The organism is Ruegeria sp. N10, assembly GCF_056531545.1.
This window is the reverse complement of sequence record NZ_JBQFLY010000007.1, coordinates 159,331-181,612: the sequence shown is the minus strand read 5'-3', so window position 1 is coordinate 181,612 and position 22,282 is coordinate 159,331. Positions and strand designations below refer to the sequence as shown.

Below are 22,282 nucleotides of genomic sequence, written 5' to 3'. Positions count from 1 at the left end.
CTACTCCCACTCGATGGTGCCGGGAGGTTTCGATGTGATGTCATAGGTGCACCGGTTGATGCCTTTGACTTCGTTGATAATCCGCGTTGCCGTTTCGCCCAAGAAATCATGGCTGAACGGGTAGTAGTCCGCGGTCATGCCATCGACAGATGTGACGGCCCGCAGCGCACAGGCGTAGTCATAGGTGCGCCCGTCGCCCATGACGCCTACGGTGCGCACTGGTAAGATGGCGACAAAAGCCTGCCAGATGTCATCATAGAGGCCGTGTTTACGGATCTGGTCGATATAGATTGCATCCGCTTCTCGTAGAATACCCAGTTTTTCGCGGGTGATTTCACCGGGGCAGCGGATTGCCAGACCTGGGCCGGGGAAGGGGTGGCGTCCGATGAAGCTCTGCGGAAGACCAAGTTCGCGGCCAAGAGCGCGCACTTCATCCTTGAACAGCTCTCGCAAGGGCTCGACCAGCTTGAGGCCCATCTTTTCCGGCAAGCCACCGACATTGTGGTGCGATTTGATGGTTACAGAAGGACCGCCCGAAAATGACACCGATTCGATTACATCCGGATAAAGCGTTCCCTGGGCCAGGAACTCGGCCCCTTCAATGGTATCGGCGTGTTTCTGGAACACGTCGATGAACAGTTTGCCGATGATCTTGCGTTTGGTCTCCGGGTCGCTTTGCCCTTCAAGCTCGCCAAGGAACAGTTCGGATTCGTCCGCGTGGATCAGTTGGATATTGTAGTTGTCGCGGAACATGCCGACGACTTCTGTCGCCTCGTTCTTGCGCAACAGCCCGTGGTCAACGAAGACGCAGGTCAACTGGTCTCCAATCGCCTCGTGGATCAGGATCGCCGCGACCGAGCTGTCAACGCCGCCCGACAAACCGCAGATGACCTTCTTGTCACCAACCTGCTCGCGGATCTTGCGGATCATCTCTTCGCGATAGGCCCCCATGGTCCAGTCGCCCTTGAAACCGGCCAGCTTGACGAAGTTCTCGTACAGCTTCGCGCCCTTGGGCGTGTGGTGCACCTCGGGGTGGAACTGCACGGCATAGAAATGGCGCGCTGGATCGGCTGTGATCGCAAAGGGCGCGTTGGGCGATGTGCCAAAGACCTGAAATCCCGGCGCGATTTCACTGACGTGGTCACCGTGGCTCATCCAGACCTGTTCATCCCCGTCGTCAAACCAGCCCTTCAGAATTTCCAGTTCGTCTTTTGGCGTGACAAAAGCCCGACCGAACTCGGCGGTGCCATGGCCACTTTCGACCTTGCCGCCAAGCTGGTGCATCATCACTTGCTGGCCATAACAGATGCCCAGAATCGGCACGCCATAGTCAAAAATCTCTTGCGGAGCACGGGGCGAGCCCTCGCGCATCACACTGTCCGGCCCGCCCGAGAAGATCACCGCGCGCGGGGCCATTTCCCGCACGAAATCCATCGTGACATTCTGGTAAGGGTGAATTTCGCAATAGACATTCAGCTCACGCAGGCGGCGGGCAATAAGCTGCGTAACCTGGCTGCCGAAGTCGATGATCAGAAGGCGGTCGTGGGATGTCTGGGTCATGTCAGCGCCTTAGGGCAAGCCCGCACATTTCGCAAGAGCGAGGTCCGATTCCAGCGCGGGAATCAAAAAAGATCACTGCAATGATTTTTGACACGAGGGTTTCCGCCGGTGGCTCCGTCGGCGCACATGGACAGGGCAGAAGGGTACGCTTTCCAATTCCAGATTTCACCCTTGGCGGCCGGTTCGCCGGATTGCCGCGCGGCAATGTCGCTTTTCCCCCCAACGTGCCGCAATCCCTATGCTTGCGCCCCGGCAAACCTGTATCAAACGCTCAATCTAACCAACAACACGGGATCTTCTCATGACTGAGGCAAACACCCGGCGCAGGGCGAGAGGTGGCGGTGGCGCTGCCCGCCGTGCCGAGCGGACTGCAGTTCGTATCGAGACCGCGAAATACATCGAACGCAACATTCCGAACTTCGAAATCCTCAACGAAGAGGCACTGGAGATCATTGAAAACAACGCGGAAACCGTGTTGGAAGAGATCGGTGTTAACTTTGTTGATAACCCTGCCGCTCTGGAACGCTGGCGCGACGCGGGTGCGGATATCGACGGTGAACGCGTGCGCATTCCGCGCGGCCTTGCTCGTGAGCTGATTAAAACAGCGCCCAGCGAGTTCACCCAACATGCCCGCAACCCCGAGAAGTCGGTCGTGATTGGTGGCCGGAACATGGTTCTGGCCCCGGTTTACGGCCCTCCTTTCGTGCGCGATGCACAAGGCGGCCGTCGTTACGCGACGATGGACGACTTCAACAAGTTCGTGAAACTTGCCTATATGTCCAAGTGGCTGCACCATTCGGGCGGTACGGTGTGTGAACCGACCGACATTCCGGTGAACAAGCGCCATCTGGATATGCTGAAGGCGCATATGACTCTGTCGGACAAGCCTTTCATGGGCTCGGTGACCGATCCCAGCCGGGCGCAGGATTCGGTTGAAATGTGCGAAATCCTGTTCGGTAAGGAATTCGTCCAGCAAAACACGGTGATGACGTCGCTGACCAACATAAACTCGCCGATGACATTCGACGATGTGATGATGGGCTCGCTGGAAGTCTATGCCCGCAACAATCAGGCCTGCATCATCTCGCCCTTTATTGTGGGCGGTGCGATGGCGCCGGTCTCGGTGGCCGGTACTTTGACCCAGGTTCTGGCCGAGGTTCTTGCCGGTGTGGCGTACAGCCAGATCGTCCGTCCTGGTGCTCCCGCGATCTTTGGGGCATTCGTGACCTCGATCGACATGAATTCTGGCGCGCCGACCTTCGGTACGCCGGAAGCTTCGCATATCACCTATGGCGCGGGTCAGCTGGCGCGGCGTCTGAACTTGCCGTATCGGTCCGCAGGGTCGTTCTGCGGCTCGAAACTTCCGGATGCGCAGGCGGCTTATGAGACAGCGAACTCGCTGAACATGGGTCTGTTGGCTGGCGTGAACTTCATGCTGCATGCCTGCGGCTGGCTGGAAGGTGGCCTGGTGGCCGACTTCGAGAAATTTGTTATGGATGCCGACCAGTTGGGCGTTTTGCATTCGCTGGCCAAGGGCGTGGCCTATGATGACAACGCGCAGGCCATGGATGCGATCCGGGAAGTTGGCCCCGGCGGGCACTATCTAGGATGCGCCCACACGCAGGCGAACTTCAAGGAATCGTTCTGGAAGTCCGATCTGCTGGACTACAAGCCATATGAAACCTGGCAGGAAGAAGGTGCGCGTGATACGCGGGCTCTAGCCTCTGTGCGGGTTGAACACCTGCTGGCGAATTATCAGCAACCGCATATGGAGCCGGATACAGCCGCAGCGCTGGAAGCCTATATCGCCGAGAAAAAGGCCTCCATGCCGGATGCGTTTTCCTAATTATTGAAGGACCGGGGCGCGGTTGGCTTGATACAGCCGCGCCTCACCCAACAGCGCGATAAGAATGTCGAGATGCCGGACCAGAGAGTATGCGGCATCATCTTCTTTGCGCAGTTCATTCACCTCTTTTTCCATCTCCATCAGTCGCAGTAGGGCCTGACCTGAACCCGGCAATGACCCGTATCCCAGAATACGTTGCAAATGCCTGTCCCGGTTGTACTCTCTCGCTCCGAAATTGGCGGCTCTTGCCAACATGCGTGGGCGGTGAAGCGTTGAGATCATTGTCATCAGGTCCTGCATCTTACGTGTCCTGTGTCTGAAGGTTTACCGGACTATTTAATGCACAACCTAAGCGGGTGTTGCCTGCGTGACAGCCTCTCCGAACGATGGTTTCACGACTGTTTATCTTTTTGAATCAAATCTGGTTCGTGCCTTGTGCGGTTAACGAACGAGTAACGAATGGACCTCTAGTTAGATTTGGTTAACCCGCTATCCGAGGGCGAAAAGTGACATTTTGTTTTGTCGACGAGGGCAAATAATCATGGAAAACAACATGGCTTTCACCATTCCGGCATGGGTTCCAGAGGGGGCGCAAAGATACCTTGCTCATACCGAAACCGGACGCTCGATCCGCGATATCGCGAGATCGGCAGGTTGCCATGCGTCAACCATCCTCCGGCAAATCCGGCGTATCGAGATGCGCCGTGACGATCCTTTGGTGGATGCGGCGTTGCAGTCGCTGGCAGAAACACATTTTTCCATGCCCGACGACGCAGGCGACTCGGTCGTGATCGCGGATGAAGCTGCCCAGGAAGAGGCGTTCGAAAGAGAGGCATTGCGCATTCTGCGCCGCCTGAGCGAGACAGGTTCGGTTCTTGCCGTGGCTGAAGAAATGGACAAAGCGGTAGTCGTTCGTGACACCGGCAACGCCGGAGCGACCAGAACCGCGGTCGTCGATTGCGAGATCGCTCAGGCTCTGGCCTTAAAGGACTGGATTTCCTGCGATAACCCCGGTCGCATTTCACGGTACAGAATTTCTGCGGCTGGCCGAACGGCACTGAGCCACCTGATCGCAAAAGCGGAAAACAAGGCGCGCGTGGGTACCGAAGTCGGATTTGCCGAAGCTCAGTCGTTGTTTCAGGCAAAAACATCGGGTGGGGCGACTGACCGGATCAGGCGCATTCGCTATAGCGCCACGGAAAGCCCGTTGGTTGCCCTTGCACGCAGACGTGACCGCGATGGCAAGCCTTTTCTGGATGAATCGCTTGTCAGCGCAGGAGAGCGGTTGCGCGAAGATTTCGAGTTGGCGCAGATTGGTCCTCAGGTTTCACAGAACTGGGAGCGGTTTTTAACGGCTGGTGGCCGCAGCAGTTATGACAGTGAAAGCCACGGAGGAAAGGGATCATCGGATGCGCGGGACCGCGTGGCGCGGGCCCTGTCTGACCTTGGCCCCGGACTAAGTGATGTTGCCCTGCGGTGTTGTTGCTATCTCGAAGGGTTGGAACTGGCGGAAAAACGCATGGGTTGGTCGGCACGATCCGGAAAGATTGTTCTGCGGATCGCGTTACAACGGCTGAAACGTCACTATCGGGATCAGGCTGAACGCGACCGCATGATTGGCTGAAGGTACAAAAAAAGGCCCGTTAAAACGGGCCTTTTTTCGTCTTGTTATTACTCAAGCCAGTTCGGGTTCTGCCATCGCCTGAAGATGTTTCATCAGGTTTTCGGGCGAAGACACGCCATAGGGATCTTCGGGGCAGTTATCCATCAGGCCAGGTTCTTCGAACCAGGCTTCGACAACACCGTCGTTTACGATGGCAGCATAGCGCCATGACCGCATGCCAAAGCCCAGATTGTCCTTGTCAACCAACATACCCATTTTACGGGTGAACTCGCCCGATCCATCCGGAATGACCTTGACGTTGGTCAGGCCCTGATCTTGCGCCCATTTGTTCATCACAAAGCTGTCGTTGACAGACATGCAGTAGATTTCATCGACACCCTGGGCAATGAAATCGCCATATCCGTTTTCAAAGCCGGGCAGTTGATATGTCGAACAGGTGGGCGTGAACGCGCCGGGCAATGAGAACAGGATCACGCGTTTTCCGGCAAAATAGTCAGCGGTGGTCTTGTCTTCCCAACGGAATGGGTTTGGTCCTTCGATTGAGTCATCGCGGACACGGGTGTGAAAGATCACGTTGGGCAGTATTGCGCCGGATTTCATGTTCAAGCTCCTGTGATTCACCTGTGATTTTGCCGTGACTTAAAACAGTTCTAAACTGCCTTCAATCGACGATATGCCGCATTTTGAATTAATAACCTCTTCTCATTACTCATTGAAAACATGCGGTGAAACGGATTTTTACAATCTCGTTTTCGCTTATGCGCGGCGGCGTTGCATAGCGGCTATGCGCCGCTGGTGTAACACTGCACATCTGTTTATGTTATGAGCGACAAGATTGACCTAAAGTCAGGAATATTGCCCGTGCGAGATCTGAAGATCCCCGAACAGCGCCATCCGGAAAAAGCGCACCGCCCGGATAATGCGCAGCCCAAGAAACCGAACTGGATCAGGGTCAAGGCACCCGGCGGCAAAGGTTATGCAGATACGCGCCGGATCATGCGCGACAATAATCTGGTCACAGTCTGCGAAGAGGCGGGATGCCCCAATGTCGGCGAATGCTGGAGCCAGGGCCACGCCACCATGATGATCATGGGCGAGATCTGTACCCGTGGCTGCACATTCTGCAATATCGCTACTGGCCGCCCAGACGACCTTGACGCCTTTGAACCCGGCCGGGTGGCACATGCGGTCGAAAAACTTGGCCTGAACCATGTGGTTATCACCTCCGTTGATCGGGATGATCTGAGTGATGGCGGTGCCGAGCATTTTGCTCAGACCATCCGCGCGGTGCGGCACCGCTCTCCCAAAACCACGATCGAGATTCTGACGCCCGATTTTCTGAAATGCGATGCTGACGTTCTGGAAATTGTGGTTCAGGCAAAGCCGGACGTCTTCAATCATAATCTGGAAACCGTACCGGGTTTGTACCCCGAGGTTCGCCCCGGCGCGCGGTACTTCCATTCACTGCGTCTTTTGCAGCGGGTGAAAGAACTTGATCCGTCGATCTTTACCAAGTCTGGCATCATGGTTGGGCTTGGCGAAAACGAACAGCAGGTGCGTCAGGTCATGGATGACATGCGCGCGGCGGATATCGATTTTCTGACGATTGGCCAGTATCTGCAACCAACACCGAAACACCACGGTGTTGATCGTTTCGTGACACCCGACGAGTTCGCGTCATACGAAAAGGCAGCTTACGGCAAAGGCTTTCTGATGGTATCTGCGTCGCCGTTGACCCGGTCTTCCTATCACGCTGGTGATGATTTTGCCCGGCTGCGCGCGGCGCGTCTAGAAAAGCTGCAACACGCGTGACACCTGATCAGATCGCGCGACTGACCTATCTGCGCCACGAGCTGCATCAACAACCTGAACTTTCGGGACAGGAAGAGAGTACCGCAGCACGGTTGGCTGAACTTCTGCGCGACGCAGGCGCTGACCATGTCCTGACCGGAATAGGTGGGCACGGGATTGCCGCCGTTTTCGAAAGTGGCCAACCTGGTCCCACCCTGGGCATTCGCTGCGAACTGGATGGGTTGCCGATCCAGGAGTTGGCGGACCATTCCTATGTATCACAGGTCGCGGGCAAAGGTCATTTATGCGGCCACGACGGGCATATGACTATGGTTCTGGGCGTAGCAGACGGGTTGAAACATCACCGCCCCAAGAAGGGCCGCGTCGTATTGATCTTCCAGCCAGCAGAAGAGACCGGCCATGGTGCAATCGCTTTCCGGGCTGATCCCCAGTTCGCCGGGGTTGCGCCCGACCTCGTACTGTCTTTGCACAACTTACCAGGACTGGAGTTGGGCGCGGTCGAAATTTGTGACGGTCCTTCTAACTGTGCCTCACGCGGGATGCAGATTGTTTTGGCTGGAAAGACGTCGCATGCCGCTGCTCCGCAAGATGGGGTGTCACCTGCCAGTGCGCTGGCAAGTCTGATGCCGGCTTTGACCGCGTTAGGTGGCGGAGGGGATCTGAATGACGACTACGCATTGACCACCGTCACACATGCCACGTTGGGTGAGCGCACGGTCGGAGTAGCACCGGGGCAGGCCGAGCTGTGGGTGACGCTTCGCACAGTCACGGACGCGCGAATGGCGCAGCTGATCAGCGACGCTGAATCGTTGGTCCACGAAACGGCCAAAGCCGAAGGGCTGGCGGTCGAAATCAGTTATGACGAAGTGTTTGAGGCTTGTGCCAATCACCCGGAAGCAGTTTCGATCCTGTCCAAGGCCTGCACGGAGCAGGGCGTTTTTTGCAGATTGGTCGATCAGCCACAGCGGTTTTCAGAAGATTTCGGCCAGTTTGGAAAAAGCGCGAAAACCGCCATGTTCTGGTTGGGGTCGGGAAGTGACCAACCCCAGTTGCACAACCCGGACTATGATTTCCCGGATGCGCTTATTCCGATTGGGACCGGGATATTTCTGAGGGCCATCGAAGCTGTGTTAGGCCGCGACTGCTAGGACCGAGGCTTTCAATTCATCAGATCGCCAACGATTCCAACAGCTTCTATTACAGTCTTCGTATCATCTGATATCGAGATTATTTCGTCGTCGACCCGAATATACCGTTGCCCCGGCTTCAGCGGTTTGAGCTTCCAGTTGTCGAGGTCGTCAACATAGTCAAAACGCAGTTCGTCCGGTAATTTCTGACCTCGGGTGTATCGTTTGATTTGACCGGGCGGAACAGCCTTGCCGTTTGACTTAATGGATTTCTCTACTTTGGTTTTGTTGGCACCTTGTCCTTTGCCCTTGTTGTCTTTTGCATATGACGCGCTTGCAAGGGAGACGATCACCAAAAAGACGCCCGCTATCGAGATAAGACGCTTCATCAAAAATCCTCATGCGACTACCTGAAAGGTAAAGCGACGAGGCGATGGTTGTCCATTGATATTCTAAATAATGAATTTTTAATCGGGTCTGAGTACGAGGCCGGAAAAGGCCCGCTCGGGCTATTCGTCCGTAAAGCGGACTTTGCCAATATAGGGCAGGTTGCGATTGCGTTGAGCATAGTCAATTCCATAACCCACGACAAATTCGTCGGGTATCTCAAAACCGATCCAGTCTGATCGAAAATCCACTTCGCGGCGGCTCGGCTTGTCCAGCAAGGCAATGGATTTCAGGCGCGCGGGGTTACGGCTTTGCAGCAACTTGGTGACATGGTTCAACGTATGGCCTGTGTCAACGATATCCTCGACAACCAGCACGTCGCGCCCTTCAATTGCGCCGCGTAAGTCTTTGAGAATGCGAACTTCCCTGCTGCTTTCCATCGCGTCTCCGTAAGAAGATGCTTCAAGGAAATCCACCTCGATCGGAAGGTCAAGTTCGCGCACAAGGTCGGCGATGAAAACAAAGCTGCCGCGCAGCAGACCCACGACCACCAGCTTGTCAGTGTTTTTGAACTCTGCCGAAATGTCGCGACACAGCTCCTCGATTCGAGCGGCGATAGCCTTTGCCGAGATCATCTCATCTATCACATATGCGCGGTCAGTCATCGCAGCCCCCTTGATCTTTGGCGCGCAACATACGACATGACGCGCCATTGTCACCTGCAAATACCGGACGTCATGCCTATCCATTCGGAAACCCGCCACCTGCCGTATACAGCCCAGCAGATGTACGACCTGGTTGCCGATGTGGCCAAGTACCCCCAATTTCTGCCGTGGTGCGCTGCTGCCCGCATTCGCAAGACCTATGCGATGGAAGAGGCTGAGGTGATGGAGGCCGATCTGATCATCTCGTTCAAGGTTTTCCGGGAACGATTTGGCAGCAAGGTAACCCTGTTTGCGGATCAAAAGAAAATCGACACCGAATACCTGGACGGCCCCTTCAAATACATGAAATCCGACTGGCAGTTCGAGGACGCGCCTGATGGGGGCTGCAACGTCTCGTTCCATGTGGATTTCGAATTCAAGAACGCCATCTTGCAAGGGATTATCGGTGTGGTTTTCAACGAAGCGATGCATCGGATCGTGCGCGCGTTCGAGACGCGCGCGCAAGAACTCTACAGCTAGGTCTTTACCCTTGTCAGGCGCACGCTAGACTACGCGCATGACGGAATTTACTGTATCATTGGCCGCTTTTGCGGCAGGGCCGATTTCTACGTCGTCTCAGGCGCGAATCGTCACATCGCTATCTGTTCTTGACTGGGTCGCTGTGGGCCGGGCAGGCGCGCGCGAACCCGTCTCAACCACGGTTCGCGACATGATACTGTCCGAGGGCGGGAACCCTCAGGCGCATCTCCTTGGCGGCGGCTCGGCGCCGCTACGTGGTGCGGCGTTGGTGAATGGCACGGTGTCTCACGCGCTGGATTACGATGACACGCATTTCGCCCATATTGGGCATCCTTCCGTCGCCATTTTGCCCGCAGCCCTTGCGGTGGCCGAATGGGATGACCGTATTCTTGTCGACTTTCTCGAAGCCGCTTTGGTGGGTATGGAAACCTCAATCCGAATTGGCTTGTGGCTGGGGCGCGGTCACTATCAGGCAGGGTTTCACCAGACGGCGACATCCGGTGCCTTTGGGGCGGCAGTCGCTGTTGGCCGTTTGCTGGGTTTTGACGCAAACCAGATGCGAATGGTTCTGGGTCTGACGGCGACGCGAGCGGCGGGGCTGAAGGCGCAGTTCGGAACCATGGGCAAGCCGTATAACGCCGGACTTGCCGCTTCAGCAGGGGTCGAGACGGCCTTGCTGGTACAGCGCGGTTTTCAGGCCAACGCCGACGCGCTGGAGGGTCCTTATGGATTTGGGGCAACGCATCAAGGTGCAGCGGATCAAACTGCTCTGGATGGGTTGGGCGATGAATGGCTGTTTGAAACGGTCAGCCACAAGTTTCACGCCTGTTGCCACGGTCTTCACGCCGCGCTGGAAGCCGCGCGGGAGTTGGACATAGCGGAGCCAGAGGTCGCCGAGATCCAGATAAAGACTCATCCGCGCTGGATGAGTGTGTGCAATCAACTGTCACCGACAACCGGACTGGGGGCCAAGTTTTCCTATCGGACAGTGATCGCGATGCAGGCGCTGGGATATGATACGGCTTTGCCAGGTAGTTTCACCGACAAGGTCTGCGTCGACCCGCGTATAACGTCTTTGCGCGACCGCATCACGGTCGAGGCAGATGACAGCCTGTCAGAAACGCAGGCGCATCTGTCCCTGCTGCGTCGCGATGGCATTCGCCGCGAAGCGACGCATGATCTGCTGAACCCAATGTCGTTGTCGGACCGTGAGGATCGCGTGCGCGACAAAGCGACCAAGCTGATCGGCGCGGATGAATCGGACACGATCTGGTCGATGCTGCGCACCGGGGGACGTGCCCGCGATCTGGCCGAACGTATGGCGGGTTAAGCCACGCACCAGTGCAACGGAAAGCCCGGGTCAAACACAGTGACTGGTCCATCGCCTGTTTCAATCTTTGAGGGATACGAAACGGGCTCACCCTTGGTCAGGGTAATCATATCCTGGTTCACCGGTAAGCGATAGAAACCCGGCCCGTTGAGCGACACGAAGCCTTCCAGCTTTTCCAATGCACCTTCCCGGTCAAACATTTCAGCCACCAGAGACATGGTGTTGGTCGCCGTAAAACAGCCCGCACAGCCACAAGCCATTTCCTTGTTTGCATCCGTGTGCGGGGCACTGTCCGTGCCCAGAAAAAACCGCGCATCGCCCGATGTTGCGGCGGATAGCAGGGCCAGACGGTGTTCCTCGCGCTTGGCAACAGGAAGGCAATAGTAATGCGGTTTGATGCCACCAACCAGGATATGGTTGCGGTTGATAATCAAGTGGTGCGCCGTGATCGTTGCACCCAGATCAACCGCGTTGGCTTTGACATAATCCACACCATTGGACGTGGTGATATGTTCCATCACAACACGCAGGCCCGGAGTCGATCTGCGGATCGGATCCAGAACACGGTCGATGAACACGGCTTCGCGGTCAAATATGTCGATCTCCGGATCCGTCACCTCGCCATGCACACACATGGGCAGGCCGATTTCGGCCATCTTCTCAAGCACCGGGCGCACTTTGTCGAAGTCGCGCACACCCGAGGCGGAGTTGGTGGTAGCCCCGGCAGGATACAGCTTGACGGCTTTGATCAGACCGTTGGCATGGGCCGCTGCGACATCTGCGGCATCTGTATCTTCGGTCAGATACAGGGTCATCAACGGCTCGAACGTCATACCATCGGGCAGAGCCGCCATAATGCGGTCTCGATAGGCGGCGGCCTGATCGCCGCGCACAACCGGCGGTACAAGGTTCGGCATAATGATCGCACGGGCGAAATGGCGCGCGGTTTCGGGCAGGACGGCCTGTAGCATCGCGCCATCGCGCAGATGCAGATGCCAGTCGTCAGGGCGGCGGAGCGTAAGGGTGTCGGTCATGGCCTTCCGCTAGCATAGCTGTTGCGAAAGACCAACTGCGTCCGCGCAAGGCACAAAAAAAATCTTGTCAACCGACCTGAACGTCGTAGCTCTGTCCAAGGTTGAGGCCTTGACGCCCAGACACTTGCATGACCTGTTTATCCCTAAAGCAGAGAGGGGTTCCATGACACAGCCAGATTCCATCGATGCCGTGCAGCAGATGCTGGGTCGTCAGGGCTATGTCTGCGGTCGCGCCCTTGCGACGGTTGTGTTCCTGTCACTGAAGCTTGGACGCCCGTTGTTCCTGGAAGGCGAAGCAGGGGTTGGAAAGACCGAGATCGCCAAGGCTCTGGCATCCGGGTTGAACCGGCGCCTGATCCGGTTGCAGTGCTACGAAGGGCTGGATGCGTCCTCTGCCGTTTACGAATGGAACTTTCCGGCGCAGATGGTCGCGATCCGAACGGCCGAGGCCGCGGGTGGGGCCGACCGGGGCGCGTTGCAGACTGAACTGTTCTCTGACGAATACCTGATCGAACGCCCCTTGTTGCAGGCGATGCGCCCGGACGAAAACGGAGCGCCAGTTCTGCTGATTGACGAATTGGACCGGACCGATGAACCGTTTGAAGCGTTTCTGCTCGAAGCGCTCAGTGACTTTCAGGTCACCATCCCCGAACTTGGCACTATAATAGCACCTGAACCACCCATCGTGATTGTCACCTCGAACCGGACGCGGGAAGTGCATGATGCTCTCAAGCGCCGTTGCCTCTATCATTGGGTAGATTACCCCGACTTCGAGCGTGAGATCGAAATCCTGCACGCCCGTGCGCCTGAAGCTGCGGAAGCACTCAGTCGCGAGGTTGTAGCCTTTGTTCAGCGTTTGCGCACCGAGGATTTGTTCAAGAAACCCGGCGTGGCTGAGACCATTGACTGGGCGAAATGCCTGTTGGCGCTGGATGTGATGAACCTCAGCCCCGAGGTGATCGGGGATACGCTGGGTGCAATCCTGAAATATCAGGACGACATTCAAAAACTTCAAGGGTCCGAGGCAAAACGCATCCTCGACGAGGCCAAGGCCACGCTCGAACCGGTCTGATGTTTCATCTTTTTCCAAATACTCCGGGGGTATGGGGGCAGAGCCCCCGTAACGTCTGATGGCCGAACAACTTCCGCTGGATATACCCGACAACCCAAAGCTGGCGCACAACATCACCCATTTTGCCCGCGCGCTCAGAAAGGCTGGGCTGCCGATCGGACCCGGTCGTGTGATCGACGCTATTCGTGCAGTGCAGGCGGCAGGTTTTTCCGAGAAACGGGATTTCTACTGGACCTTACACGCCTGTTTCGTGAACCGCCCGGAACACCGCGTGATTTTTGCGCAAGTCTTCCGAATGTACTGGCGAGACCCGCGTTACATGGAACACATGATGGCGATGATGCTTCCTGCAATTCGCGGCGTTCAGGAGGAGCACAAGGCCGACGCCGGTGAAAAGCGCGCGGCTGAGGCACTGCTGGACGGGGTTGAGCGTGATTTGCCGGACGCTGCCGGGCAAGAGGAAGGCGAAACCGAGATCGAAATCGACGCAACCCAGACCGCCTCATCCGAGGAACGGCTACGCAATCTGGATTTCGAGCAGATGAGCACGGCCGAAATCGCGCAGGCCAAGCGCGTATTGGCGCGGATGACACTGCCGGTAAAGCCAATTGAATCACGCCGCGGGCAGACCAGTCATTTGGGGCACCGCATCGACCGTGCCCGCACATTGCGCGCGGCCATGCGGCAAGGGGGGGAGTTGCGCGAAATTGCCAGGCTACAGCCCAAACTACGCTGGCCAAATCTTGTCGCACTTTGCGATATTTCCGGCTCGATGAGCCAGTACAGTCGGATCATCCTGCATTTCCTGCACTCAGTGTCCAACGCCAAGGGAGCGGGTTGGGCCAAGGTCTATGCCTTCACATTCGGCACACGCCTCACCAACATAACGCGCCACCTGCACCAACGGGATGTAGACGCGGCACTTGCCGCAGCAGGGGCCGAGGCGCAGGATTGGGAGGGCGGCACGCGTATCGGAGAGTGCCTGCATCAATTCAATAGGGACTGGTCACGCCGGGTGATGGGGCAGGGGGCGGTTGTTCTGTTGATCACGGACGGGCTCGAGCGGGGCGATCCTGAGCTCCTCAGGAAAGAGATCGAGCGTCTGCACCTGTCCTCAAAACGCCTGATCTGGCTGAACCCCTTGTTGCGTTGGGACGGGTTCGCGCCCAGGGCGCAAGGGGTTGCCGCGATGCTGCCGCATGTTGACAGTTTTCGCGCAGGGCATTCGATTGCCTCACTCGAAGATTTGGCCGCAGCGATTTCACAACCCGACGATGAGGGGCAGAAAGCACGGCTGATGGCCGCGCTTTCCGACTAGCAGCTTACGACAGCTGTTCTTCATTGCACTTGCGGGCCATCTCCATGGCTTTGTAAGTGCCTGTCAGATCGACGGTGAAGGCATAGGATGTCTCGGGAAACACGATCATGACCTTCTTCTTGGCCAGATCATCCGCGAACTGTGGGCTGTCCGACAGAACATAACCACCGGAATAGCCTTTGGTGATGTTACCTTTCATGCCGGTCGCTTCACCCAGATATATGTTGTCGCCCAGCAGGATGGCGACTTCTTGCGTCTCGCCACGTTTGATATCGGTTTCAGCCTTGGTGAAGATGCCGACATATCCCACGCCACGATCTTCGGTCAGGCCCATCTGAACAACGTTTTCCGCATCATCCACCGCCTCGATCAGGCAGGATTTTTTTTCAGTGTCGATGAAGACTTTCCAGCCTTCAACCTCTCCATAGCGTTGGAATGTGTCAGCCCACGCTGCGGTTGAAGTCAAAAGACCAACTGCCGCGCCCAATGCAAGAATACGTTTCAACTGCATGTCTCCGATCTATGATTTGTATGGTATGCAAGCCAGACTTGAGGTCGGTTGCCTGCACAGGCTAGAACTCGGGTCACAAACAATCAATGCTATGATTTGTTGAATATGGCTCGGGCAATGGCCTTGCCCTATGGGGTTCAATATAGACCTTTTGGTAAGCCTGATGCGCTTTTCATCACGCAATTCCCGCTTATGTTGGTGTCATAGGTCATCCGGAGGTTCCGATGGAGCGATTCGACAACAGTCCTGAAACGGCGCTTGACTGGCACCGCAGCGGGCGCGGCGCGGCGCTCGCTACAGTTGTCGAAACCTGGGGCAGTGCGCCGCGGCGGGTGGGATCCCAATTGGTGATTGGCGGCGATGGTCGGATCGAAGGTTCCGTTTCTGGTGGATGTGTCGAAGGTGCTGTTATCGTCGAGGCGCTTGAAGCCATTGATGAAGGTGAAGCGCGTTTACTTGAATTCGGGGTCAGTGACGACGATGCCTTTGCGGTTGGTTTGGCCTGTGGGGGGACCATACGCGTTCTTGTTGAACCCATAGGAAAAGTCCTGTCCGAACCTATGTTGGCGGAACTGGTTGCCGCTCGGGCCGCTCGTGAGCCCGTTGCCTACGAAGTCAATGTCGAGACCGGGCGCAGGGCGTTGCGCCGCAATGCTTATGCCGACAGGCTGCGTATGGATCGGTCAGGGTTCGAAGAGGATGGCCAGACCTTTGTCGCAGTACATAACCCACCGCTGAGGTTGCTGGTCGTTGGGGCGGTTCACATCGCGCAGGCTCTGGTGCCGATGGCGCGGATTGCGGGCTATGATCCAACCATTATCGACCCGCGTGACGCCTTTGCGTCCAGAGCACGTTTTCCCGGTGAAACGATCCTGACGGATTGGCCGGATGAAGCCGTTGCGAAGCTGGGACTGGACGCGCGGACCGCTATTGTCCTGCTGACACATGACCCAAAACTTGACGATCCGGCGCTACAAGCCGCGTTGGCCGCCGATGTGTTCTATATCGGTGCATTGGGGTCAACACGCACCCATGCCAAGCGCATTGAGCGTATGAAAGCGGCGGGTTTTACCGATGCGCAAATCTCTGGCATTCATGGGCCCATTGGCCTGGATATCGGGGCCGCCGGTCCCTCGGAAATCGCGGTTGCGATACTGGCGCAGATCACTGCAGTTCTGCGAGGGAAAGCATGAAATTTGGGCCTGTGCCGGTGTCCCAGGCAGAGGGGGCCATTCTGGCGCATTCGGTTACAGCGGATGGGCGAAAGCTTCGCAAGGGGCTTGAATTGCGCTCGGAACATGTGGCGCAACTGATAAAGGCCGGTCTAAGCGAGGTCATTGTTGCCCGACTGGATTCCGGTGATTGCCATGAAGATCAGGCGGCACGTAAGCTGGCGTCTGCGCTGGCACCTGATCCAGCATCAGCCAACTTGCGGGTTACCGAGGCATTTACCGGGCGGGTAAACCTTTTGGCCGATGGGCCCGGGGTTGCCGTGCTCGATGTTCACGCACTTGAAATGTTCAATCTGGTCAATCCGATGATTACCGTTGCGACCGTTCCACAGTACCAGCAAATGGGGGCGAACGGCATGATGGCGACCATTAAGGTCATCTCATATGCCGTGCCAGAGGCTGATGTTCAGCGCGCCGCCGGGCTGGCACAAGGAGCTGTGCGTCTGGCGCGGCCTGTTCATCGGACAGCCGGTCTTGTTGTAACGGAAATTCCCGGTGGTCCACCGGACGAAAAGGGGATTGCGGCCATTCGGGGACGGGTCGAGGCAGTGGGAATGGAGCTTGCGGAGGTGCAGATTGTTCCGCATCGAACGGATTCCTTGACCAGCGCGATTTCTAAGGGGAAGGGCGATCTTCTGATGATATTGACGGGTTCGGCCACCTCGGATCCCAACGATGTCGCACCGTCGGCCGTTCGGCAGGCCGGTGGGACGATTGATCGCTTTGGTATGCCGGTTGATCCGGGAAACCTGCTGTTTCTTGGGGACTTGCAGGGCCGACCTGTGATCGGCTTGCCGGGATGCGCGCGCTCTCCGGCGTTGAATGGGGCGGATTGGGTGCTGTCGCGTGTCGCATGCGGGATTGAAACAACAGGCGCCGATATTGCCGGAATGGGGGTTGGCGGATTGTTGAAGGAAATCCCGACCAGACCTCAGCCGCGGGCGAAAAGAAACGACTGACCGCCGCCAAGGTCCGCGATATGGCGTATCACACCGTACTTGCGGCCAATGTATTATTGATATTCTAGGGTTTTCTCATCCTTGGCAATACGCCGGGCCGCCAATACGCGCCGGTGTCCTCCCGGGCTTTTTGAAACTGTTCGACCCTATCCCGTGCGGCGTCTCCTCCTGCATCAAAGAGATGTCCGAGCAGGCATTCCAGAACCGCCATCGCGCCAGAAAAGCTAGAAAACGGATGTAAAGTGCGGGTGCTGACGGGTAGAACGACATCCGGGTTGACGCCGGGTGCAATCACCTCGCTCTCCGACAGCAACACAATCTTCATGGCCCGGTCGCGGGCAAAACGCATCGAATGGATCGTATCTGCGGAATAGGGATGGACGGTGATGGCAAACAAACAATCCTCGGACGTGGCCTCGACCAGGTCATCGACAGCCGAGCCCATGTGTCTTGGTATCAGCTGTAATCCGGGATGGGCCATGCGGCCGGCGTAGTGAAAATAATAGGCCAGCGCATGACTGGACCTTGTGGCGGTCACATAACAACGACGTGCAGACACCATGTATTCAACGGCACGCTTGGCCAATTGCGGCTCCATCAGGCGCAGGGATCGGGACACAACATTCATCTCATTGCGCGCAAATCTGGCCTGTGCGTCATTGAAAGGGTCTTGTCTGGGTGACGTGGTTAACCATTCCTGACCAATCCTGTCTTCACTGTCGGTTGTGAGAGCAAGGCGAAATGGGTGGCGAAAGGCGTCAAAACTGTCGAAACCCATACGCTGCGCCAGTCGAACAAGAACACTGGTGCTGATGCCGATCCGGTCGGCGGTCGCTCGGACCGGGTTCAGGCCGAAATCACCGGGATGGTCGATGATATATTTCGCCGCGACTTGCATCTGCGCTGGCATCTCATCGATCTCGCGTCGAATTTGGCTGGTCAAGGCTGTAAGGGTGGGTGTCATACCAAAAAGAAACATATGTTTTCTTTTGTGTAAATTGAATACGTCGTCCAGCGACTCTAACTGAGGGCAAAGATTTGGGTGGTGCTATGACATCAATAACAACTGACAGCTCGGACAGGCCCTACGTTCTAGTTGCGCCAAACGGTGCCCGGCGGAACGCGTTGGATCATCCAGCCTTGCCACTCAGGATTGATCAGATCGTCATATCTGCGCGGGATTGCCATGCCGCAGGTGCGGATGGGTTGCATCTGCATATTAGGGATGCAGACGGACGGCATTCACTGGACGCCGGATTGTACCGGGAAACGCTTGCGGAATTGCAGCGCGAGGTTCCAAAAATGGAGCTACAGATCACGACCGAAGCTGCCGGGCAGTTCGACGTGGCATCGCAACTGGACTGTTTGCAAAAGGTGCGACCTGAATGGGCATCAATCTCGGTGCGTGAAATCGCCCGCGATCTGAACCTTGCGCCCAGGGTCTATGCACTATGTGCGGATCAGGGCACACGGGTTCAGCATATCTTGTACGATACTGAGGACGCACGTTTACTGGAACAGTGGCTCGCTTTGGGCATCGTACACGCGGATCAGACAGATCGTTTGCTTGTTCTGGGGCGATACAGCGATGGCCAGCAATCTGTGCCTGCCGATCTCGACGCCTTTCCAGAATGCCCGGCCCGTTGGATGGTGTGCGCCTTTGGAACGCAAGAACATGCCTGTCTGGCTGAGGCTGCGCGACGCGGTGGTGACGTGCGGGTTGGGTTTGAAAACAGTCTGACGGGGCCGGATGGCAGGCTGTGGGCAGATAACGCGGCCTCGGTTGCAGCATTAGTCGAATTGCTTGGAAGGGCACAGAAATGAGTCATGTTTTCCCACGTCACACGAAATCGGACCTTCCTGTCGCGGTTGGCGGCGATGGCTGTTATCTGATCGACGCAAAGGGCAAGCGTTACCTGGATTGCGGTGATGCGGCGGTATCTTGTCTGGGCCATTCGAATCAGGCCGTGATCCAAGCGGTACAGCAGCAGGTGGAACAGATTGCCTTTGCACATACAGGGTTCATGACATCAAAACCGGCTGAGGCTTTGGCCGAATTGTTGATCCGGCACGCGCCGGGGGATCTGGACCGGGTGTATTTTGTTTCGGGCGGGTCCGAGGCGACCGAGGCGGCAATCAAACTGGCGCGCCAGTACTTTCTAGAAATCGGACAACCTGAACGCCGTCACGTTATCGCGCGAAAGCAAAGCTATCACGGCAACACTTTAGGGGCTTTGTCCGCTGGGGGTAACGCATGGAGACGGGCGCAATTCGCCCCGATGCTGATCGAGATGACGCATATCTCTGCCTGCTACGAATATGCCGAAAAATCGGAAGACGAGAGCAGCTTTGACTATGGTCAGCGTGTGGCCAATGAGCTGGAATCCGAAATCCTGCGGCTGGGCCCTGATACTGTCATGGCATTTATGGCCGAACCAGTGGTTGGAGCTACCCTTGGCGCAGTCCCTGCGGTTGAAGGGTACTTCAAGCGTATTCGCGAGATCTGCGACCACTATGGTGTGTTGCTGATTTTGGATGAGGTGATGTGCGGTATGGGCCGAACCGGTCACCTGTTTGCCTGCGATCATGACGACATCGCGCCGGATATTTTGTGTATCGCCAAGGGGTTGGGGGCCGGATATCAACCAATCGGAGCCATGCTGTGCACCGGCAAAATCTATGACGCGATCCGCGACGGATCAGGGTTTTTCCAACATGGACACACCTATGTCGGTCATCCGGTCGCCACAGCCGCCGCATTGGCGGTAGTCCGTGAGTTGACCGAACGGGATTTACCTGCGCGTGCCGGGGTCATGGGCAACAAGCTGCGATCCGCCCTCGAGGCTGCATTCGGACAGCACCCGAACGTGGGAGATATCCGTGGGCGCGGGTTGTTCCGTGGTGTTGAACTGGTCGCTGACCGCGACAGCAAGGCCCCTTTTGATCCATCACGTGGCATCGCAGGTAAGGTGAAAAAGGCAGCACTGGACGAAGGGTTGATTTGCTATCCCATGGCTGGCACGCGGGATGGCCTGAACGGCGATCATGTCCTGCTGGCGCCGCCCTTTATTATTGAAGAGGAACAGATAGGCGAACTCGTCAGCAAACTGGAACGCGCCCTTTCTGCTGTGCTTTGACTTTACCGTGAGCGCACTGTTCGCCCGCAGCTTATTTGTTAATGTCGCGGGAGAAGTATCTGAAAAGGCGAAATCAATAGTGCTGGATATTTGGCGCAGTTTCCGTGCGCTTCCCCTTTGGGTGCAGATCTGGGTGGCCGTAATATTGGTGCCGGTTAATCTGGTTCCGCTTGCTTTCCTGGATCAGCCACAAGGGATGCTCATCGCTGTTCTGGCGATTACCGGTATGGCGCTGAACATACCCATCATGGCGGTTGCGCGCGGGATGAGTGGCGCGATGGCCTTGCCGCACATTCTGTGCTGGGTTCCACTAGTTGTCATTGTAGCGCTTTTGTTGTTTTCCGATGCGACCCTGAGCACTGCCTTTGCCAAGTTTCTTTGGGTGCTTCTGATCGTTGACGTAATTTCCCTGCTTTTCGATTTCAGGGATGCGGTCAACTGGTTACGAAGCAGACGCGCGACCTGAACAAAAAAAGCCCCTTCGGCAGCGAAGGGGCTTTGATCGTTTTGGTCTTTGAAGCAGATTACTTATGCGGAAGCGGACCGATCATCATGACCATCTGACGGCCTTCCATCTTCGGCATGTTCTCGATCTTGCCGACCTCTTTGATGTCTTCGGCCACACGCTCCAGCAATTCGCGACCCAGGTTCTGGTGTGCCATTTCACGGCCACGAAAGCGCAGGGTGACTTTGACTTTGTCGCCCTTTTCCAGAAACTTAAAGACGTTCTTCATTTTGACGTCATAGTCATGCGTATCGGTGTTGGGTCGGAATTTGACCTCTTTCACTTCGATGACTTTTTGTTTTTTGCGCGCTTCGTTTTCGCGTTTTTGCGTTTCGTACTTGTACTTGCCGAAATCCATGATCTTGCAGACCGGTGGGTTCGCATTAGGCGAGATTTCGACTAGATCAAGACCTGCATCTGCGGCCATCTGCATGGCTTTGGCGGGATGAACCACCCCGACGTTTTCACCTTCGGCACCAATCAGCCGAATTTCGGGGGCACGGATTCTTTCATTTACGCGCGGGCCGGTTTCACGTTGAGGCGGCGCGTTGTGAGGTCTGCGAGCTATGGGTTCATTCCTTTGATGATTGCAGAATTTCGAGCCCGGAATTTAAACCGGGCGAGACCGCACTTCAAGCGGCATAAATACAGGGTAATGCGAAAAAACTTGTTTTCTGCCGGTGTTTTTCGCGTTCAGGGCGGCAAAGCCCTGAACGCAGGGTTGCTTTAGCCGACAAAGGCTTTTTCGATCACGAACTCCTTGGGTTCCGAGTTGGCGCCTTCACGCAAACCAAACCCCTCGAGAATTTCCTTAATATCCAGGTTGAAAGCCAGCGAACCGCAGACCATTGCACGGTCGGTTTCAGGTTTGATGCCGCCATCAATACCCAGATCGGAAAATACGGTGCCATCCTGAAGAAGGGTGGTGATGCGGCCCATCTTGGGGCTCTCCTCCCGTGTGGTGGTCGGGTAATAGCGGATCTTGTCGGCAAATCCTTCACCGATCAGTTCGGCCAACAGTTCGTCCTGACGGATGCTGTCGATCAGCTGACGGCCATATTCCAGCTCTGCCACTTCGCGGCAGGTGTGGGTGATGATGACCTCGTCATAGTCCTCATAGGTCTGCGGTTCACGCAGCAGCGAGGCAAAGGGCGCAAAGCCGGTGCCGGTCGCGAAGAACCACAGGCGCTTGCCGGGCAGCAGGGCGTCATGCACCAATGTGCCAACCGGTTTGGGACGCAGGATAATCTGGTCACCCGGTTTGATATGTTGCAATTTCGAGGTCAGCGGGCCGTTCTGAACCTTGATCGAATAAAACTCCAGCTCTTCATCCCACGAGGGCGAGGCGATGGAATAGGCGCGCAGCAACGGCTTGCCGTTGTCGCCCAGAAGACCAATCATCACAAACTCGCCCGAACGGAAACGCAGCGAGGCCGGGCGAGACACCTTGAATGAAAACAGGCTGTCGGTCCAGTGTTTGACATCGGTTACAGTTTGCGCGTCCGGCAGGACGGGGACTTTTACGGCGGTTGCTTCGCTCACGGGCTTCATCTCTGTCATCGTTTACCTGCCGGTCTGCTAAACCGACATCTCCGTTTAATCTTTGATCCAAGTCAGGAAAAGGGGACAGATTGCCCCCTTTGC

23 protein-coding genes are annotated in these 22,282 nt (G+C 56.5%); 13 read left to right on the top strand and 10 right to left on the bottom strand.

Annotated elements, in window-relative coordinates; genetic code table 11:
- A complete protein-coding gene (guaA, locus tag ACR0JI_RS12025; protein ID WP_480493303.1) occupies positions 1-1,560 on the bottom strand; it encodes a glutamine-hydrolyzing GMP synthase in 1,560 nt (519 codons plus the stop codon).
- A gap of 301 nt (positions 1,561-1,861) precedes the next feature.
- Between guaA and ACR0JI_RS12020 the strand changes: the two genes are divergently transcribed.
- Positions 1,862-3,406 (top strand): trimethylamine methyltransferase family protein, encoded by a 1,545-nt coding sequence (locus ACR0JI_RS12020; protein ID WP_480472461.1) that lies wholly within the window; start codon positions 1,862-1,864, stop codon positions 3,404-3,406.
- Here the strand turns inward: ACR0JI_RS12020 and ACR0JI_RS12015 are convergent, their stop codons facing one another.
- The gene (locus ACR0JI_RS12015; protein ID WP_480472463.1) at positions 3,407-3,706 is read right to left on the bottom strand and encodes a DUF6477 family protein; all 300 of its coding nucleotides are present in this window, start codon (positions 3,704-3,706) and stop codon (positions 3,407-3,409) included.
- Positions 3,707-3,947: 241 nt separating this feature from the next.
- Here ACR0JI_RS12015 and ACR0JI_RS12010 point away from each other — a divergent pair, with 241 nt between their 5' ends.
- The gene (locus tag ACR0JI_RS12010) at positions 3,948-5,030 is read left to right on the top strand and encodes a DUF6456 domain-containing protein (RefSeq protein WP_480472465.1); all 1,083 of its coding nucleotides are present in this window, start codon (positions 3,948-3,950) and stop codon (positions 5,028-5,030) included.
- Between the two features lie 51 nt (positions 5,031-5,081).
- Here the strand turns inward: ACR0JI_RS12010 and ACR0JI_RS12005 are convergent, their stop codons facing one another.
- On the bottom strand, positions 5,082-5,630 hold the full coding sequence (locus ACR0JI_RS12005; RefSeq protein ID WP_480472467.1) for a redoxin family protein: 549 nt from the start codon (positions 5,628-5,630) through the stop codon (positions 5,082-5,084).
- Between the two features lie 261 nt (positions 5,631-5,891).
- Between ACR0JI_RS12005 and lipA the strand changes: the two genes are divergently transcribed.
- Positions 5,892-6,842, top strand: coding sequence for a lipoyl synthase (gene lipA, locus ACR0JI_RS12000; protein WP_480472469.1), 951 nt, complete (start codon positions 5,892-5,894; stop codon positions 6,840-6,842).
- A complete protein-coding gene (locus tag ACR0JI_RS11995) occupies positions 6,839-7,990 on the top strand; it encodes an amidohydrolase (protein ID WP_480472471.1) in 1,152 nt (383 codons plus the stop codon). Before lipA ends, ACR0JI_RS11995 begins: the two co-directional genes overlap by 4 nt.
- An 11-nt stretch (positions 7,991-8,001) precedes the next feature.
- On the opposite strand, the gene ACR0JI_RS11990 is transcribed toward ACR0JI_RS11995, so the two are convergent.
- Entirely contained in the window at positions 8,002-8,358 is a 357-nt protein-coding gene (locus ACR0JI_RS11990; RefSeq protein WP_480472473.1) for a hypothetical protein, read from the bottom strand.
- Between the two features lie 120 nt (positions 8,359-8,478).
- Positions 8,479-9,021: a hypoxanthine phosphoribosyltransferase gene (gene hpt / locus ACR0JI_RS11985; RefSeq protein WP_480472475.1), complete on the bottom strand. Its 543-nt coding sequence runs from the start codon at positions 9,019-9,021 to the stop codon at positions 8,479-8,481.
- Positions 9,022-9,093: 72 nt separating this feature from the next.
- Between hpt and ACR0JI_RS11980 the strand changes: the two genes are divergently transcribed.
- Together ACR0JI_RS11980 and ACR0JI_RS11975 are read left to right on the top strand one after the other, a co-directional pair.
- Positions 9,094-9,540, top strand: a complete 447-nt coding sequence (locus tag ACR0JI_RS11980) for a type II toxin-antitoxin system RatA family toxin (RefSeq protein WP_480472477.1) — start codon at positions 9,094-9,096, stop codon at positions 9,538-9,540.
- A 37-nt stretch (positions 9,541-9,577) separates the two neighbouring features.
- Positions 9,578-10,870: an MmgE/PrpD family protein gene (locus ACR0JI_RS11975; RefSeq protein ID WP_480472479.1), complete on the top strand. Its 1,293-nt coding sequence runs from the start codon at positions 9,578-9,580 to the stop codon at positions 10,868-10,870.
- Here ACR0JI_RS11975 and pyrC read toward each other — a convergent pair.
- Positions 10,867-11,904, bottom strand: a complete 1,038-nt coding sequence (pyrC, locus tag ACR0JI_RS11970; protein ID WP_480472481.1) for a dihydroorotase — start codon at positions 11,902-11,904, stop codon at positions 10,867-10,869. The genes ACR0JI_RS11975 and pyrC overlap by 4 nt on opposite strands.
- A 163-nt stretch (positions 11,905-12,067) precedes the next feature.
- Between pyrC and ACR0JI_RS11965 the strand changes: the two genes are divergently transcribed.
- Positions 12,068-12,976, top strand: a complete 909-nt coding sequence (locus tag ACR0JI_RS11965) for an AAA family ATPase (RefSeq protein WP_480472483.1) — start codon at positions 12,068-12,070, stop codon at positions 12,974-12,976.
- A gap of 58 nt (positions 12,977-13,034) precedes the next feature.
- Complete coding sequence (locus tag ACR0JI_RS11960) at positions 13,035-14,294, top strand: vWA domain-containing protein (protein WP_480472485.1); 1,260 nt, start codon at positions 13,035-13,037, stop codon at positions 14,292-14,294.
- A gap of 4 nt (positions 14,295-14,298) precedes the next feature.
- On the opposite strand, the gene ACR0JI_RS11955 is transcribed toward ACR0JI_RS11960, so the two are convergent.
- Positions 14,299-14,805 (bottom strand): hypothetical protein, encoded by a 507-nt coding sequence (locus ACR0JI_RS11955; protein WP_480472487.1) that lies wholly within the window; start codon positions 14,803-14,805, stop codon positions 14,299-14,301.
- A 224-nt stretch (positions 14,806-15,029) separates the two neighbouring features.
- Here ACR0JI_RS11955 and ACR0JI_RS11950 point away from each other — a divergent pair, with 224 nt between their 5' ends.
- Both ACR0JI_RS11950 and ACR0JI_RS11945 read left to right on the top strand, forming a co-directional pair.
- The gene (locus ACR0JI_RS11950; RefSeq protein ID WP_480472489.1) at positions 15,030-15,998 is read left to right on the top strand and encodes an XdhC family protein; all 969 of its coding nucleotides are present in this window, start codon (positions 15,030-15,032) and stop codon (positions 15,996-15,998) included.
- Positions 15,995-16,996 carry a molybdopterin-binding protein gene (locus ACR0JI_RS11945; RefSeq protein ID WP_480493302.1) on the top strand — a complete coding sequence of 334 codons (1,002 nt, stop codon included), beginning with the start codon at positions 15,995-15,997 and terminating at the stop codon, positions 16,994-16,996. Before ACR0JI_RS11950 ends, ACR0JI_RS11945 begins: the two co-directional genes overlap by 4 nt.
- Positions 16,997-17,060: 64 nt before the next feature.
- Here ACR0JI_RS11945 and ACR0JI_RS11940 read toward each other — a convergent pair whose 3' ends face one another.
- Positions 17,061-17,975, bottom strand: a complete 915-nt coding sequence (locus tag ACR0JI_RS11940) for a MurR/RpiR family transcriptional regulator (RefSeq protein WP_480493300.1) — start codon at positions 17,973-17,975, stop codon at positions 17,061-17,063.
- 71 nt (positions 17,976-18,046) lie between these two features.
- Here ACR0JI_RS11940 and ACR0JI_RS11935 point away from each other — a divergent pair, with 71 nt between their 5' ends.
- The 3 genes from ACR0JI_RS11935 (at position 18,047) to ACR0JI_RS11925 (ending at position 20,599) form a co-directional block, all read left to right on the top strand.
- A complete protein-coding gene (locus ACR0JI_RS11935) occupies positions 18,047-18,820 on the top strand; it encodes a beta-keto acid cleavage family enzyme (RefSeq protein ID WP_480472495.1) in 774 nt (257 codons plus the stop codon).
- Entirely contained in the window at positions 18,817-20,133 is a 1,317-nt protein-coding gene (locus ACR0JI_RS11930) for an aspartate aminotransferase family protein (protein ID WP_480472497.1), read from the top strand. The genes ACR0JI_RS11935 and ACR0JI_RS11930 overlap by 4 nt, the downstream gene beginning before the upstream one ends.
- 79 nt (positions 20,134-20,212) lie before the next feature.
- Positions 20,213-20,599 carry a hypothetical protein gene (locus ACR0JI_RS11925; RefSeq protein ID WP_480493298.1) on the top strand — a complete coding sequence of 129 codons (387 nt, stop codon included), beginning with the start codon at positions 20,213-20,215 and terminating at the stop codon, positions 20,597-20,599.
- A gap of 58 nt (positions 20,600-20,657) precedes the next feature.
- On the opposite strand, the gene infC is transcribed toward ACR0JI_RS11925, so the two are convergent.
- Both infC and ACR0JI_RS11915 read right to left on the bottom strand, forming a co-directional pair.
- Positions 20,658-21,119 (bottom strand): translation initiation factor IF-3, encoded by a 462-nt coding sequence (infC, locus tag ACR0JI_RS11920; RefSeq protein ID WP_480481680.1) that lies wholly within the window; start codon positions 21,117-21,119, stop codon positions 20,658-20,660.
- Between the two features lie 245 nt (positions 21,120-21,364).
- Positions 21,365-22,198: a ferredoxin--NADP reductase gene (locus ACR0JI_RS11915; RefSeq protein ID WP_209504075.1), complete on the bottom strand. Its 834-nt coding sequence runs from the start codon at positions 22,196-22,198 to the stop codon at positions 21,365-21,367.
- Between the last annotated feature and the right edge of the window lie 84 nt (positions 22,199-22,282).

What these genes read in the sequence shown, in the direction of transcription:
- ACR0JI_RS12010 (WP_480472465.1), top strand. Translation starts at nt 3,948, where the DNA reads ATGGAAAACAACATGGCTTTCACCATTCCGGCATGGGTTCCAGAGGGG.
- pyrC (WP_480472481.1), bottom strand. Translation starts at nt 11,904, where the DNA reads ATGACCGACACCCTTACGCTCCGCCGCCCTGACGACTGGCATCTGCAT.
- ACR0JI_RS12005 (WP_480472467.1), bottom strand. Translation starts at nt 5,630, where the DNA reads ATGAAATCCGGCGCAATACTGCCCAACGTGATCTTTCACACCCGTGTC.
- ACR0JI_RS11935 (WP_480472495.1), top strand. Translation starts at nt 18,047, where the DNA reads ATGACATCAATAACAACTGACAGCTCGGACAGGCCCTACGTTCTAGTT.
- ACR0JI_RS11965 (WP_480472483.1), top strand. Translation starts at nt 12,068, where the DNA reads ATGACACAGCCAGATTCCATCGATGCCGTGCAGCAGATGCTGGGTCGT.
- ACR0JI_RS11980 (WP_480472477.1), top strand. Translation starts at nt 9,094, where the DNA reads ATGCCTATCCATTCGGAAACCCGCCACCTGCCGTATACAGCCCAGCAG.
- ACR0JI_RS11975 (WP_480472479.1), top strand. Translation starts at nt 9,578, where the DNA reads ATGACGGAATTTACTGTATCATTGGCCGCTTTTGCGGCAGGGCCGATT.
- ACR0JI_RS11955 (WP_480472487.1), bottom strand. Translation starts at nt 14,805, where the DNA reads ATGCAGTTGAAACGTATTCTTGCATTGGGCGCGGCAGTTGGTCTTTTG.
- ACR0JI_RS11915 (WP_209504075.1), bottom strand. Translation starts at nt 22,198, where the DNA reads ATGACAGAGATGAAGCCCGTGAGCGAAGCAACCGCCGTAAAAGTCCCC.
- ACR0JI_RS12015 (WP_480472463.1), bottom strand. Translation starts at nt 3,706, where the DNA reads ATGCAGGACCTGATGACAATGATCTCAACGCTTCACCGCCCACGCATG.
- ACR0JI_RS11990 (WP_480472473.1), bottom strand. Translation starts at nt 8,358, where the DNA reads ATGAAGCGTCTTATCTCGATAGCGGGCGTCTTTTTGGTGATCGTCTCC.
- ACR0JI_RS11945 (WP_480493302.1), top strand. Translation starts at nt 15,995, where the DNA reads ATGAAATTTGGGCCTGTGCCGGTGTCCCAGGCAGAGGGGGCCATTCTG.
- hpt (WP_480472475.1), bottom strand. Translation starts at nt 9,021, where the DNA reads ATGACTGACCGCGCATATGTGATAGATGAGATGATCTCGGCAAAGGCT.
- guaA (WP_480493303.1), bottom strand. Translation starts at nt 1,560, where the DNA reads ATGACCCAGACATCCCACGACCGCCTTCTGATCATCGACTTCGGCAGC.
- ACR0JI_RS11940 (WP_480493300.1), bottom strand. Translation starts at nt 17,975, where the DNA reads ATGTTTCTTTTTGGTATGACACCCACCCTTACAGCCTTGACCAGCCAA.
- ACR0JI_RS12020 (WP_480472461.1), top strand. Translation starts at nt 1,862, where the DNA reads ATGACTGAGGCAAACACCCGGCGCAGGGCGAGAGGTGGCGGTGGCGCT.
- ACR0JI_RS11950 (WP_480472489.1), top strand. Translation starts at nt 15,030, where the DNA reads ATGGAGCGATTCGACAACAGTCCTGAAACGGCGCTTGACTGGCACCGC.
- ACR0JI_RS11930 (WP_480472497.1), top strand. Translation starts at nt 18,817, where the DNA reads ATGAGTCATGTTTTCCCACGTCACACGAAATCGGACCTTCCTGTCGCG.
- ACR0JI_RS11960 (WP_480472485.1), top strand. Translation starts at nt 13,035, where the DNA reads ATGGCCGAACAACTTCCGCTGGATATACCCGACAACCCAAAGCTGGCG.